This window comes from Streptomyces flavusporus (assembly GCF_046267975.1).
Classification (GTDB): Bacteria; Actinomycetota; Actinomycetes; order Streptomycetales; family Streptomycetaceae; genus Streptomyces; species Streptomyces flavusporus.
This window is the reverse complement of record NZ_CP176503.1, coordinates 8,413,204-8,426,278: the sequence shown is the minus strand read 5'-3', so window position 1 is coordinate 8,426,278 and position 13,075 is coordinate 8,413,204. Positions and strand designations below refer to the sequence as shown.

Sequence of the window (13,075 nt, the reverse complement as noted above, 5' to 3'; positions counted from 1 at the left end):
CCGTGCCGTTCGCCGTCACCGGCGCGTTCGAAGACGGGGCGACTTACAGCGTGCAGGTCACCGGGCGGGCCGACCGCCCGGTGATCGGGTCGCACCGTGCCACCGCCCTGGTGGAGCTCCACCAGGGGAGCCCGGTCTCCCTGTCCCCGACCGGCCCCGTCCGTACAGTGGCCGGGGACGACGAAGCGACCGTGCTCGCAGTGCTGCGAGAGTTCACCAGAGTCGTAGAGGAGGGGCCCGGCGCTCCCCGGCAGGCCAGCGTTCCCGGGTGATTCAGGAGCTTGCACAATTGTGCAAGAACGATCTTGGTTCGGGGTGGGGCGGGCGTGGCCGGGACACAAGCGGCCCCGCCCGTCATCCTCCGCCCGTGACCAGATACGGATTCGCCATCAAGGCTCTCCCCAAGGGCGGTAAGCCGTTCGGGGACGAAGAAGACGACGAGCAGCCCGAGGGCACCGAGGAGGAGACGCTCGAGGGCGACGACCCCGCAGCGGCGCTCGAGGACCCTTCCCCTGACATGGGCCAGGACCCCGCAGCGCCGCCCGAGGACCCGGCCGCGCCCCCGGAGGAACCAGCCGCCGAACCACCCGCAGAGGGAGCCGAGCCCCCGGCCGAGGGCGAGGAGCCGGTCGACGTGCCGGAGCCGCCTGCCGACGACGCCCGGCCGTGGGCGGGCGACATGTACGACGAGGGCGACGAGACCGACCCGGCCGACTCCTTCTCCGCGTACACCGGCAGCAACGGTGAACAGGCTTGGTTGGATCGGGCCCCAGACGGCACACTGACGGGGTGGGTCAGGGACGGTACGGGCCAGGTGTGGCGCTACACCGATCCGAACGCGTGGGCGGTCGACGTGGACGGCGCGCACATGACCCGCACGCACAGCCAGGCCGACGAACCCTCCGCCCCGCCCGCGGACGCCTCACCCGGCAACCGCGGCGTACAGGACTCGATGTTCCAGCAAGGGAGCTGACGTGCAGTTGACCCGCAGCACCGCCCTCACGCTCCAGCAAGAGGGCAAAGCCGCCTTCGAGGCGGGCGACCCCGCTGACTCCAGCCCGTACAACCGGTTCGGCAACGCGGAGCAGCAGTTCGGCTATCAGTTCTGGACCCGCGGCTACATCACGGCGCGTTCGGCCGCTGAGGGCGCCCAGGAGCCTGCAGGAGCCAGCGCAGGACGTTAGCCAGACGCGAACGGCACGGTGCCCGGCGGCCCACTGTCCACCGCCGGAGGTTCCCCGCCGTGCCGAGCGCTCCACCCACCAGATCGTCACACCCGAACACCCTGCGAGGCACCAGCCGGGCAATCTACGCCGTCACTGGCGTGGTCGACGAGGTCAACGACCTCATCGTCCCCGGCGCCTTCGCCCACACCCTGGCCACCCGTCGCGTCAAGGCCGTATGGCACCACGAATGGAAGGACGTCGTCGGCGTCGTCCTGCACGTCGAGGAGTGGCTACCCGGCGACCCCAGGTTCGCCGACGTCCCCGACTGGCCCGCCGAGGCCGGCGCCCTGGTCGCGACCGTCGAGTACAACCGGCGTACCAGCAAGGGCCGCGACACCTACGAGCAGGTCAAGCAGTGGTACGAGCACGGCGAAGCCGCGTTCTCCATCGGCTACCGCGTGCCCGCCGACGGAGCCACCCGCCGCGGTGACGGCGTCCGCGTCATCCACCGTCTCGACCTATTCGAAGTGAGCCCCGTCCTGCACGGCGCGCACCCGATGACCCGGGCGCTCGAGGTCAAGGCCGCGGCCAACCCCGGCATGGAGTACAAGGCGACGCCCAACGTCGTTGAACTCGACGCAGGGAAGGACGAGGACCGTATCAAGATCGCCGGACTCGTCCTCAAGGCCGAGGACACCGGCCGCGTCCTGCTCATCCAGCGCGCACTCGACGACGAGGACCCGGCCGCCGGAACCTGGGAGTTCCCCGGCGGGCACCTGGAGAAGGACGAGGACGCGCTCGCCGCGGCGCTGCGCGAGTGGCAGGAGGAGACCGGCGCCGAACTCCCCGGATCGGCAAGCGTCGTCGGCTCCTGGACCGCCCCGAACGGCATCTACCGAGGGTTCGTCGCCATAGTCCCCGGCGAGTCCCACATACCGCTGAACCGGCCCTCCAGCGAACGACGGGTGACCAACCCCGACGACCCCCAGGGCGAAACGCCAGAGGTCACCGCCTGGTGGCCGATCACCGCTCTCCCCGACATGTCCCTGCTCCGGCCTGCATGCCGTGAGACCCCCTGGTCCCTCCTGGCAGGCGCCACCCTGCCGCAGGGCCCGGCGGCCAAGAAGCCCAGCGCCGAGGCCGAGCAGTTCGCCGCCGGCGTCATGAACACCTACGCCGCTCTCGGCACCACGGAAGCGAAGTCCGCGCGCGCCACAGTGGCCGCCGCCCGCTCCGTCCTGCCGCGCATCGAGCACAAGTCCGCCCGCTCCACGGTCGCCGAGGCCAAGAGCCATCCCATGCCCCTTCCGGAGGCTTCTGTGATGTCCCGCAACCCCCTGCCCGAGTCCCAAGAGCAGTTCCGTGCCCGTCTCTCAGACAGCGTCCGCGAACTTCTCGACCAGGACGGCCAGACCTGGACGTGCATCGAGGGCACTTATCCGGACCGCGTCATCGTCTCCGTGCACAGCGAGGACGAGCGGCGCAGCAGCCACTACGCCATCCCGTACACGGCCACCGCGAACGGCGAGATCAGCCTCGGCACCCCTCAACCCGTCGAACTCGCCACCGTCGTACTCCCGGAGGGCGCCAGCGCGCAGCGCACGGCCACCGACGCGGAAGACGTCGATGCCCGCGTCGTGCAGCCAACCGTGGAAGCCCTCGCCGATGCCACTGCCCGCATCAACACCACTGAGGCCGACCCGGACCAACTCACGGGCGTACGGGACAAGGTGCGCACGCTGATCGCCGCTCTGTCCGCGAAGGGCCTCGACGTCGCCGACGACGACACCGGAGCCCCGGAGGCCGCCCCCCGGGACCGCACGGCTGGCCCTACCGGCATGGACCTGTGGGACGAGTACTCGTTCAACGACGAGGAGGACGAGGACGAAGTGCCCACGGAGGAGGCTCCGCCGCCCGCCGAGGACGACGTCGACGACGAGGACACGGTCCGGCTCGACGAGGACGAAGTGAAGTCCGCGCTCGCCATGATGCGGAGCTGAGTCGCACGACTCAGTCTCACCCTTGCTCCCGCACCCTGTGCGCGCCATCCCGCAAAACCGCACCCATGAGGGCCGGGCCTGTCAAGGGGCGTAGACGACCCCCGCCCGCGGCTTTCGGTTGGTTGCCGGGGCGTTGTCCTCGCGGCTCTTCCTCGTACGCCGACAGGCGGTCAACAATGGAGGCCGAGGAAACGTCATGGACGTTCGCGGATATGGCCGTTGGCATCCCCGATGCTGGCTGGTCGGCGGAGTGGTCTCACATCCACCCATTCGACGTCTGGCCGCACAGGCCGGCGTCATGACCGTGGTGCGGGGATCCGGGCTGCTCAGTCAGGTCATCGAGCGCGGCCGACGGGCCGTCTCATGCTGTTTTACGAGCTCACCCGGGGTCTGCGACCGCCGGTGGCGGTTGTCGGCTGCTTTCATCGGACCCCCGGCTGGCCGCATTGGTCCTGGACCGCGCGCAGCAGGTGGTAGGCGCGAGCCAGCAGGCGGCGGGCGATGGCGGTGGTGGCGATCTTCTTGCCGCGGCGGTGGGCAAGGCGCTGGTAGGCGGCGGCGAATTCCGGCGACCGCTTCGCAGTCTGCGCGGCCTCGCACAAGATCCACCGAAGCCAGTCCGAACCCTGTTTGGAGATGTGCCCGTGCCGCACGGTCAGGTCCGACCCGCGGACGGTGGGCGTCAGCCCGGCCCAAGCGGTGAGCTTGCGCGCGGAGGGAAAGCGCGTGATGTCCCCGACCTCGGCCACGATGACCAGGGCGGTGAGCGTGCCGACCCCCGGCAGCTGGGTGAGCACCCTGATGCGCGGATCACCCCGCGCCTGCGCGAGCAGCTGCCGGTCGAGCACGTCGATCGGCTCTTTGAGTGCGTCCATCAGGACCAGCAGGTCCTCGACCACGCGGCGGGAGGCGTCCGGCAGGTCCAGGCCCTCCAGCCAGGCCCGGCCCGGGGCGGTGAAGTAGCCGCCCGGCCGGTCGCAGCCGTGGTCCGCCAGGACGGCGTGGACCCGGTTGCGCAGCAGGGTCCGCAGCCGCACCAGCTGGCAGCGGTGCCGCAGCAGGGCCCGCTGCTGCCGCACGTCCAGCGGGGCGATCCACGCCTCCGGGAGAAGGTCGGCCCGCAGCAGCTGGGCCAGGGTCGCGGCGTCGACCTTGTCGTTCTTCAGTCGTGCGGAGGCGATCGCCTTGCACCGCAGTGGATGCACCAGGTGCGGCTCAAAGCCGTAATCCTCCAGCAGCTCCACCAGCCAGCCCCAGCCGTAGGCGGCCTCGAACGCGACTGGTGCCCCGATCGGCAGATCCCCGATCACCGACAGCACCGTCTTGACCCCATTCGGCACATTCCGGTTGACCTGCACTGCACCACCGTGGTTCACCACGGCGATCTGCGACCGCTTGCGATGCACGTCGATACCGACGTAGACAGACATCGAGGGCCTCCTTCCCGAGCCCGTTCCATACCCGGACGGTAGGCACCGCCCGGCTGAGCAGGGAAGGGGGCCCGGCCCTCATAGGGTCAGGTCAAAACCTATGCGCTGCCCGCTCTTGACTCCCTGAGCGGGCAGCGCGCGACGTTAACCCCTCTCTCCCTCTTCACTCCCGCCTCGCGTTGAGGCTGTCCCGGTGCTGGCCGGGCGGAGCGACGCACGTCAACCGCACCCCAGCACCAGGGAGAGAGCAGCAATGCCCGACAACGCTCGCATCAAGGAACTGCAGAAGCAGCTCCAGGCCAAGAGCGCCGAGGCCGAGGAGATCAGCAAGTCCTTCAAGGTCGAGGACGGCGGGTTCGTCGTCTCCACCGAGCAGGCAACCAAGTTCCGCAAGGTCTCCAGCGAGGCGCAGGAGATCAAGGCACTCATCGACGCCGAGCAGGGCCTGGTCGAGATCAAGCAGTACCTCGACGCCCCGGAGACCACGCCGGCCGCGGCCGCGCACTACGGCAAGACCCCGACCATGGAGGAGAAGTCTCTGGGCGACATGTTCATCGACTCCGACTCCTTCAAGCGCGCCAGCGCCGCGGGCTTCGACGATCGCCCGTACATCCGCGCCGCGATGGAGGGGAAGTCGATCTTCTCCCTGAGCGCCGGCACGGTTACGCACCAGACCCTCGGCAGCGTCCAGAACCTGGGCATCGCCGAGCGGGCCTACCGCAAGTGGCACATCCGGGACCTGTTCCCGAAGTCCTCGACCAAGCAGGCCGTCCTCTACGGCGCCCGGGAGACCGGCTGGACGAACAACGCGAGGCAGGTCAAGGAGCGCTACGGCGCCGACGGCACCAGCCCGGCGACCGGCGCGGACACCGACACCTGGGGCCGCGCGCCTCGGTCGAAGCTGTCCCTGACCCCGGTGATGTACCCGGTCGCCGAGGTCGCGCACCTGATCGATGCGCACAAGAACATCCTGAGCGACGAACCGAGGCTCAAGACGTTCATCAACGGGCGCATGGTCGAGGGCGTCAAGTACCAGGAGGACTGGGACTTGCTCCACTCCGTCGGCGACGGCCAGTCCCTCACCGGCATCTACAACACCCCCGGCGTTCAGCAGTACACCGGGTTGGCGACCGACAAGTACTCGGTCCAGATCCGGCGTGCCATCACCAAGGCGCTCCTCGCCGAGTACGAGCCGACCGGCATCGTCCTGTCGCCCACGATGTGGGAGCACGTCGAGGTCGAAGAGGACGACAACGGGGCCTTCCGCGTCGCCATCGCCGTGGCCATCGGCGCGGAGAAAAAGGTCTGGCGCCTGAACGTCGTCGAGACCACGGCCATGTCGGATGGGGACTTCCTCATCGGCGCCTTCGGCCTCGGCGCGCAGCTCCACGACAGGGAGAACGTCAGCGTCACCGTCTCCTCGGAGAACGCGGACAACTTTGAGAAGGGCCTGATCACCTTCCGCGCGGACGAGCGCCTGGCGCTCGAGGTCCCGCGGCCCGAGTCCTTCGTCATCGGCACCTGGACCCAGCCCACCGGCTGACCCGCACGCGGGTGAGGGGGTGCGTCCCGCCGCGGGCGGGCGCGCCCCCTCCACGTACCACCACCACGACCACGGAGGACGCCGGTGCTTGAGAAACAACCCATTGGCCTCGCGGAAGAGTTGGACGCGCTCGCCAACGCCCCCACCACCCACCGGGGCCCACAGTGCAGCGTCGGCGCCTTCCTGGCCGCCGCGGACGAGAAGGCAGCGGCCTCTCTGCGGGCGGCCCTGGACTCCGACCGCGTCACGGCGAAGTCCATCGCCGACACCCTCAGCCGGTACGGCGACGCAGTGACCGCGTACACCGTCGCCCGGCACCGGCGCCGCGGACAGTCCAACGGATGCCGGTGCGAGCGATGAGCCTCGACAGCGACCTGCAGGCGCTTCTCGAACCGGCCTCCCCCGAGCAGAGCCACCCCACGCAGGCCCAGCGCACGCAGCCGGCCGCCCCCCGAGGCTGGGAGGCAGGAGTGCGGTTCGAGCCCGGCGGCACGATGGTCGTCACAGCCCCGCCCACTGAGGCGAAGCCCGGCGGCGAAGCTGACTGGCGCGAGCGTGTCGAGGCGATGGGACTCGCCATCCCCGATGGGTTCCGCGTCCGTCTCGTGGAGGCCAAACACGACCCGGCCGCCTGGCATCGCGACAACCAGGGCGACGACGCGGTGACCCGGGCTGTGTGGCGCTGCCGCTACGTAATCGAACCGGCCGCTCCCGCCTGGCAGTCCGCCGGCGACGTCGACGCCCTCGTGCGCGATGCAATGCGCCGCCGTCGCAAGACCCGGCCAGCGGTCGACACCGCGGACCGCGCCCTGGTCGTCGTCTACGCAGACGCCCAGGCCGGAAAGGTCGGCCGGGACGGCGGAACCCCCGAGCTGATCGCGCGCGTCGCCGACCGCTTCGACAAGCTCGACGACCACGTACGCGACCTCAAGGCCATCGGCCGCGGCCCCACCGCGGCGTACTGGATGGATGCCGGGGACTGCGTCGAGAACTACGAGAACACCGCCCAGCAGGCGTACACCAACGACCTGACCATGACGGAGATGATCCGCGTCCACCGCCGGATCACCTTCGAGGGCCTGGACCGACTCGCCGGACGCTTCGGCCGTGTCGTCGCCGCAACGTGCGGCTCGAACCACGGCCGAGTGCGGCGCGGCCGTGAGGCCGTCGGCCCGCCCAGCGACGACTGGGGCATTGAGGTCCTGTCGCAGATCGCCGACGCGTACGCCCGCAACGAGGAGGCCTACGGGCACGTCAGCTTCGTCATGCCGGAACGGTGGCGGGAGTCGGTGTCGCTGGACGTCGCGGGCACCATCGTGGGCCTGTCACACGGGCACCAGTACCCGCGGCCCGACAAGGCCCTCGACTGGTGGCGCGGGCAGACCTTCGGACGGCAGCCGATCGCCGACGCGGACGTGTTGATCACCGGTCACTTCCATCACTTCCGGGCCCAGCAGGCGGGCAACGGCCGTCTGTGGATTCAGGCCCCCACCCTCGACAACGGGTCCGACTGGTACACCGCGCGCAGTGGAGAGGTGTCCGCGTCCGGCCTGCTCGTGTTCAGCATCGGCCCCGACGGCTGGGACGACCTTCGGCTCCTGTGAGGGCACCAAGATCGTTCTTGCACAATTGTGCAAGCCCCGCCCAGGGCGCGACCGTAGCGCTCTCTGCCCTCCATCCTTCCGAGGCCACCACAACGGAAGCAGCGGAAGGAAACCCATGGGGCTCTACCGAGAGAACGGGCAGCGGATCACGAAGGCGGCGTTCCCGGCCGTCACCATCACCGACCCGCCCAAGCGCATCACCGAGAACGTCTACCAGACCGAGCCGTACGGCCGCGGCGACGGCCGCCCCGAGGGCTCCCGCCGTCACCTGCTCTACGAGGCCGGGGACATGGTCCCTCAGTCCGTGATCGACCGGCTGTTCACTGCGGCGACGATCGGCACCGTCACACCGGCCACCGGCCCGGCCGCGGGCGGTACAACCGTCACCATCACCGGCACCGCCCTCGACGGCGTCTCTGCGGTGAACTTCGGCGCGACCGCCGGGACCGAACTCAACGTCGTCTCCGCGACCGAGCTGCGCGTCAAGACGCCCGCGGGCGCGGCCGGAGCGGTGAACGTCGTCCTCGTCGACGACGGCGGCAACGTCACCAAGACGGGCGGCTTCACCTACGCGTGAGGACGAACACGCAAAGAGCCCCGGGGCTTGGGCCCGGGGCTCTTTTGCTGCTTGCGGGTGGCCTTAGAACAGCTCGCCGGCTAGCCAACGCAGGAACTCCCACACAGCCCTGGTCGCCAGACTCACGCCCAGACGACGGACCAGTGACTCCCTGTCCTTCGGTTCGTTCTGCTTTCTCAAGCATCACGCCCCCCTTCCTGAGAAGTACCTCGAGTTCTCGAGGCCTTTTGGCCCCTATCCACAAAGGTCTTCGTCCAGGAGAGCGAGCTGATCGTATCGCCGATCCCCCGTCATCTGACCCGCACTGCAGGGATCGCGCAGGACGCGACACAAGCCGCGTCCGGTGTGCAGGGTGCGCGCCGACCGGACTACCACCCGAGAGGGAGCCACCCATGGCAGGCACCACCCGTACCCGTAAGACCGCCGCGGCGCAGCCCGCGGGGGCGGGCGACACTCCCGTCGCCGAGACCGAGAAGACCACCGCGGAGCCCACGGGCGATCCGGCCAGCGAGGAGGCCACCGCCGCGGCGGCTGCCGAGGAGTCCCCCGCAGTCGAGACCAGCCCGAAGGCGCCCGACGTGGCCCCGCTGGAGCCTCCGGCCGTCCACGAGGCCCCCGAGCCCCCGGCGGAACCCGGTTACGTCTCCCCGACCGAGGTCATCCCCGACGACATCGCCGAGGTCATCCTCGACGACGCCACCAAGCAGCCCCCGGCCGACATCGACGCCGTGTTCCAGCCCGTCACCCCTTACGGCTCCACCCTCCGATGCACCGTCCGCCTGGTCGAGCGGACCTACGTGGGCCCGCACCGCAACCCGATCGAGCGGCTGCTGCAGCCCAAGGGCGCCCACGTCTCCGAGAGCATCGCCGCCCGCATCCGTGAGCGCCTGGTCGCGCAGGCCGACGCCACCAGCACCGAGAAGTAAGGGGGCCCGGGGTGTCGGTCGTCGACTACGAACCCATGTACGGCGGGGCGCACTACGACCCCGAACCGGCCGGCGGACAGGTCACCAGCCTCGTCCTCTACAACGGCCCGGAACGCACCACCGAAGTCGCCGCGGCAGGGCCGGGCACTCGACTGCGGCCCGGGACGTACCGGTTCGCGTTGCCCGACGTGCCGCCCGGCCGGTACTGGGCCACCGTCACCTTCACACCAAGCAGCGGCGCCCAGCCCGTCAAGGACCAGTCCCTACGGCTGGACCTTCCCCTCGGGCTGGGCCTCGCCACCTCCCCGGAAGCCGTCGCCGACGACCTCGGCGTACCGCTCCCGCTCACCCCCGCGCAGCGCGACGCACTCACGACCGCGATCCGCCGGGCGCAAGCCGACGTCGAGGGATACCTGGGACGGTCTCTCGTTCCCCGCGTCGTCACCCGCACCGCGGTCACGCCCTACTGGCGCCCCACCGAGGATCTGGCCGACCCCGAGGCATGGCCGTTCGACATCGACGACGATTGGCAGGTATCCGCCTACCGCGACCGCGGAGACGGCACGTACGACGTCGACCTCCTCGTGGGGCTGAACGGCGCCGCCGAAGACCCGATCGTCCGCTACGTCACCGCCCACGCCGCGGAGTCCGAACGTAACCGGCCCGGCGGCGTCGGCGCCCAGGGCCGCCGTGTCTCCTCCGTGAGCGCCGAAGGACAGTCGATCTCGTACGACTCAGCGCCCACGACCGGTCAGGCCGGCGCCCTGCCGACCATCGACACCCTGTCCCGGCTGAAGCGCCGCCTGTGGCAGCCGCTCAACATCCCACCGCGCCCTCCGTGGCCGTACTCCTCGACCCGCTACCGCAGCGGCCGCTGACGAAGGGAGCTGCCCCGCCATGGCCGTCGTACTGCCGAACGCCAGGCTGACGGTGTACGTGCTCGCACACCCCTGGGAGCGCGACGCCAACGGCGTGCCGGTACCGCCGAACCCCAACGAGAAGCCGCCCCCGCGCGGCACCTGGCCCGGGTCGGTCCTCGAGCAGAGCGACGGTTCATGGTCGGTGCGCCTCGACCCGCAGGCGTGGCCACTGGAGGCCGGCGACACCATCACGGACGAGACCGGCCGCTCCTGGACCTTGTCCAGCGCCCGGCTCCACGCCGTTCCCGGCTGCGCGGATGCCGACTACGTCCAGGCCGCGGCCACGCTCAACCCTCCGGAGGTCCCCTGATGGCGAAGTTCACGCCCGCGCCGGGCCTCGAAGAGGCGCTCGCCAGGATGGTGGCGCCCTCCGTCCACCGCATCGCTCAGCAGGTAGAGATCGAGGCGAAGCGACTCGCCCCGCCCGTCAAACGGTGGGTCACCGTAGCCGACGACAAGGTGCGCCCGACCCACGTTGCTGCCCAGGGCCAAGAGGTCCCGGGCAATCTGCGGTTCGCCATCAACTCGATGGACTGGGACCGCCGTCACCGCGGCGTCGGAGCGAAGACGTACATGCGGGAGCCCAGGGACCAGTCGTCCCGCGCCGTCGCCAATATCAAGAACTGCCGGTGCACGACCCACAGCGACCCGGACGGCATCGCGAAGAACATCAACACGGGCCAGCCCGTCGTCGCCGGGAAGAAGGTCACCGTGACCGTCACCGCTCGCGGCCGCCTGGTCGTCGAGGCCGAAGTGGGCACGGTCTACCCCGGCAACCTCGTTGCCGACGGCGCGCACTTCATGTCCCGCGGCGCCGCCATCGTCGCCGCCCGACGCTGAGCACGCGACACAAGCGGCCCGCGCCCACACAGTGCGCACCATGGCTACGAACACCACTCCCAGGAAGCCGGCGGAGGAGTCCGCCGAGACCGTTACCGACACCGCCGCGGCCCGCCCCGAGCGCGCCATCCGCCGGGCCCCGGCTCTCGTCGGCCCGCCCCTCGGCGAGGGCCAGGAGCCGGTCACCGTCACCCTGTCGCATCACCTGCGCATCGACGGCACCGACTTCACACCCGGCGCCGAGATCACCGTGTCCCCCGACTACGCCCGCCGCCTCCGCGGACAGGGCTTCACCGCCCGCACCTGATGGCCGAACTGACCTTCGCGGACGCCGACCCGGTCTCCGTACTCCTCGCCTGGCTCCAACAGAGCGCCGCGGCCGCCGACGCGCTCGGCGGCTCCGGCCGCGTTTCCGGGATGGCCGAGGCCCCATGGCCGCACCTCGCCATCGGGCACGGCCCCGGCGGAGATCTCCGTGACCTCCGTTGGGCCACAGCACCGGAGGTGACGCTCGAGGCGTACGGAGATCCCGGCGGCTGGCCGGGCAAGGCGGAGCTGCGGCGCATCCTCATCCGCTGCGCGAATGCCGCCCAGGACATCGTCGAGGCGCCCCACACGCCCGACCGGCCGGTCATCAACGGTGTGAAGCCCTCCGGCCTCCTCGTCTGGTCGCCGCTCGTCGACGGCCAACCCCGGTGGTTGATGAACCTCTCCGTGACCCTCCACCCGTGACCACGCGACGTTAACCACCCCGGCTCTCCAAGGTGTCCGCGCCCTAGCACCGGACACCTTGGAGAGCACGTCATGGCAGGCGAGAGCGCCAACAACAACGAGATCGTCATCCCGGCGATCACCCGGATCTACCTGGCCCCCGTCGGGTCGCAGGCCCCGGCCGACGCTACGTCGCCGATGCCCGAAGCCCTGCGGAACGTGGGCCTCACCACTGAGGACAGCCTCAAGTTCAACAGCGAGCCGAACTTCGAGCAGGTGCGGAGCGCACAGTCCTCCTACCCGACCCGGACGTTCCAGACGACTGACGCGGCGACGATCGAAGTCGACCTGCAGCAGTGGTCCGGCACAAACTTCCGGGCCGTGTACGGCGGGGGCGAGATCACCGAGATCACCGTGGCCGGCCAGACCGGCGTCAAGCACTACAAGTTCGCCCCGCCGAAGATCGGCGGCCGCACCGAGGTCATGGCCGTCGTCGAGGTCGTCGACGGTGGCAAGCACTACCGGTACGTCTTCCCGCGCGCGATGCAGATGGAAGGCGTCTCCAAGGACCTCGCCAAGACGAAGGAGGCCGTGCTGCCCCTGCGTCTCGCGGTCCAGGGCGGCGACGAACTCGACGCCTGGTACCTCATCACCGACGACCCAGCCTTCGCGCTGCCGACCACTCCGTGACCCCTCGCGGCAGCGCGCGACGCAAGCCCTCACGGCTTGCCACTGTCCGCGCGCTGCCGCACCACCGCGACTCAGCTACGCAGACACGAGAGGTCACGCACATGTCGTTCGTCATCGACCTGGACGCCGAACGCCGCGAGGTTCAGTACCCCGACGGTATCCCGGTCAAGTTCGGCGGAGAGCAGTTCATCTTCCCCGCGGAGTTGCCGGCCGAAGCCCTCGATCCGATCCTGTCGGACGAGTTGGACCTGGTCGGCCTCCTCGGTGACGTCATCGACTCCGCCGACGGCGACGCCGGTATCTCCGAAGTCGTCACCGCCCTGTTCCGGCGCCCGTCCCTGCCGCGGAAGTTCCTCGCCGCGATCCGGGAGACGTACGCGATCCTCCTCCGCGACCAGCACGAGGACTTCCTCAAGCAGCGCCCGTACATCGGCGACTACGTCCGCCTGACGACCGCCCTGACTCGCGTCTACGGGGTTGAGCTGGGGAAACTCTTTCGGTCGGTCGACTCCTCCGCGAACGATTCGCAGACGTCGAATCCGACCTCTCCCGCTACCACGGCATCGACGCCCGACGCGTCTGGCTCCGACCAGGACAGCGCGGATTCCTCGGAGTCCGACGGCTGATCTCCCTCGTCGACGGACTGCCAGACGACTCCCGGGTCCGCT

17 protein-coding genes are annotated in these 13,075 nt (G+C 70.1%); 16 read left to right on the top strand and 1 reads right to left on the bottom strand.

Annotated features, from left to right (window positions below; genetic code table 11):
* Positions 1 to 2 precede the first annotated feature (2 nt).
* The 4 genes from ACKTSN_RS39710 to ACKTSN_RS39695 all read left to right on the top strand — a co-directional run bounded on the left by ACKTSN_RS39710 (position 3) and on the right by ACKTSN_RS39695 (position 3,166).
* The gene (locus tag ACKTSN_RS39710) at positions 3 to 272 is read left to right on the top strand and encodes a hypothetical protein (protein ID WP_409473488.1); all 270 of its coding nucleotides are present in this window, start codon (positions 3 to 5) and stop codon (positions 270 to 272) included.
* Between the two features lie 95 nt (positions 273 to 367).
* The gene (locus tag ACKTSN_RS39705; RefSeq protein WP_409473487.1) at positions 368 to 973 is read left to right on the top strand and encodes a hypothetical protein; all 606 of its coding nucleotides are present in this window, start codon (positions 368 to 370) and stop codon (positions 971 to 973) included.
* A 1-nt stretch (position 974) separates the two neighbouring features.
* The gene (locus ACKTSN_RS39700; protein ID WP_409473486.1) at positions 975 to 1,184 is read left to right on the top strand and encodes a hypothetical protein; all 210 of its coding nucleotides are present in this window, start codon (positions 975 to 977) and stop codon (positions 1,182 to 1,184) included.
* Between the two features lie 140 nt (positions 1,185 to 1,324).
* The gene (locus tag ACKTSN_RS39695) at positions 1,325 to 3,166 is read left to right on the top strand and encodes an NUDIX domain-containing protein (RefSeq protein WP_409473485.1); all 1,842 of its coding nucleotides are present in this window, start codon (positions 1,325 to 1,327) and stop codon (positions 3,164 to 3,166) included.
* 422 nt (positions 3,167 to 3,588) lie between these two features.
* Here ACKTSN_RS39695 and ACKTSN_RS39690 read toward each other — a convergent pair whose 3' ends face one another.
* Entirely contained in the window at positions 3,589 to 4,596 is a 1,008-nt protein-coding gene (locus ACKTSN_RS39690; RefSeq protein ID WP_409468061.1) for an IS110 family transposase, read from the bottom strand.
* Between the two features lie 253 nt (positions 4,597 to 4,849).
* Between ACKTSN_RS39690 and ACKTSN_RS39685 the strand changes: the two genes are divergently transcribed.
* The 12 genes from ACKTSN_RS39685 to ACKTSN_RS39630 all read left to right on the top strand — a co-directional run bounded on the left by ACKTSN_RS39685 (position 4,850) and on the right by ACKTSN_RS39630 (position 13,033).
* Positions 4,850 to 6,139 carry a phage major capsid protein gene (locus ACKTSN_RS39685; protein ID WP_409473484.1) on the top strand — a complete coding sequence of 430 codons (1,290 nt, stop codon included), beginning with the start codon at positions 4,850 to 4,852 and terminating at the stop codon, positions 6,137 to 6,139.
* Positions 6,140 to 6,223: 84 nt separating this feature from the next.
* Complete coding sequence (locus ACKTSN_RS39680; protein WP_280843911.1) at positions 6,224 to 6,499, top strand: hypothetical protein; 276 nt, start codon at positions 6,224 to 6,226, stop codon at positions 6,497 to 6,499.
* Complete coding sequence (locus ACKTSN_RS39675) at positions 6,481 to 7,743, top strand: hypothetical protein (RefSeq protein ID WP_280843912.1); 1,263 nt, start codon at positions 6,481 to 6,483, stop codon at positions 7,741 to 7,743. The genes ACKTSN_RS39680 and ACKTSN_RS39675 overlap by 19 nt, the downstream gene beginning before the upstream one ends.
* Before the next feature lie 115 nt (positions 7,744 to 7,858).
* Positions 7,859 to 8,320 (top strand): IPT/TIG domain-containing protein, encoded by a 462-nt coding sequence (locus ACKTSN_RS39670; RefSeq protein ID WP_409473483.1) that lies wholly within the window; start codon positions 7,859 to 7,861, stop codon positions 8,318 to 8,320.
* A gap of 392 nt (positions 8,321 to 8,712) precedes the next feature.
* Positions 8,713 to 9,246, top strand: coding sequence for a hypothetical protein (locus ACKTSN_RS39665; protein ID WP_409473482.1), 534 nt, complete (start codon positions 8,713 to 8,715; stop codon positions 9,244 to 9,246).
* 11 nt (positions 9,247 to 9,257) lie between these two features.
* Entirely contained in the window at positions 9,258 to 10,124 is an 867-nt protein-coding gene (locus ACKTSN_RS39660; RefSeq protein ID WP_409473481.1) for a hypothetical protein, read from the top strand.
* A 19-nt stretch (positions 10,125 to 10,143) separates the two neighbouring features.
* Positions 10,144 to 10,476: a hypothetical protein gene (locus ACKTSN_RS39655; protein ID WP_409473480.1), complete on the top strand. Its 333-nt coding sequence runs from the start codon at positions 10,144 to 10,146 to the stop codon at positions 10,474 to 10,476.
* Positions 10,476 to 11,006: a hypothetical protein gene (locus ACKTSN_RS39650; RefSeq protein ID WP_359585849.1), complete on the top strand. Its 531-nt coding sequence runs from the start codon at positions 10,476 to 10,478 to the stop codon at positions 11,004 to 11,006. The genes ACKTSN_RS39655 and ACKTSN_RS39650 overlap by 1 nt, the downstream gene beginning before the upstream one ends.
* Positions 11,007 to 11,046: 40 nt before the next feature.
* Positions 11,047 to 11,313: a hypothetical protein gene (locus ACKTSN_RS39645; RefSeq protein WP_409473479.1), complete on the top strand. Its 267-nt coding sequence runs from the start codon at positions 11,047 to 11,049 to the stop codon at positions 11,311 to 11,313.
* Positions 11,313 to 11,738 carry a hypothetical protein gene (locus ACKTSN_RS39640; RefSeq protein WP_409473478.1) on the top strand — a complete coding sequence of 142 codons (426 nt, stop codon included), beginning with the start codon at positions 11,313 to 11,315 and terminating at the stop codon, positions 11,736 to 11,738. The genes ACKTSN_RS39645 and ACKTSN_RS39640 overlap by 1 nt, the downstream gene beginning before the upstream one ends.
* Before the next feature lie 72 nt (positions 11,739 to 11,810).
* Complete coding sequence (locus ACKTSN_RS39635) at positions 11,811 to 12,407, top strand: hypothetical protein (protein WP_409473477.1); 597 nt, start codon at positions 11,811 to 11,813, stop codon at positions 12,405 to 12,407.
* Between the two features lie 101 nt (positions 12,408 to 12,508).
* Entirely contained in the window at positions 12,509 to 13,033 is a 525-nt protein-coding gene (locus ACKTSN_RS39630) for a hypothetical protein (RefSeq protein WP_409473476.1), read from the top strand.
* Positions 13,034 to 13,075: the final 42 nt, after the last annotated feature.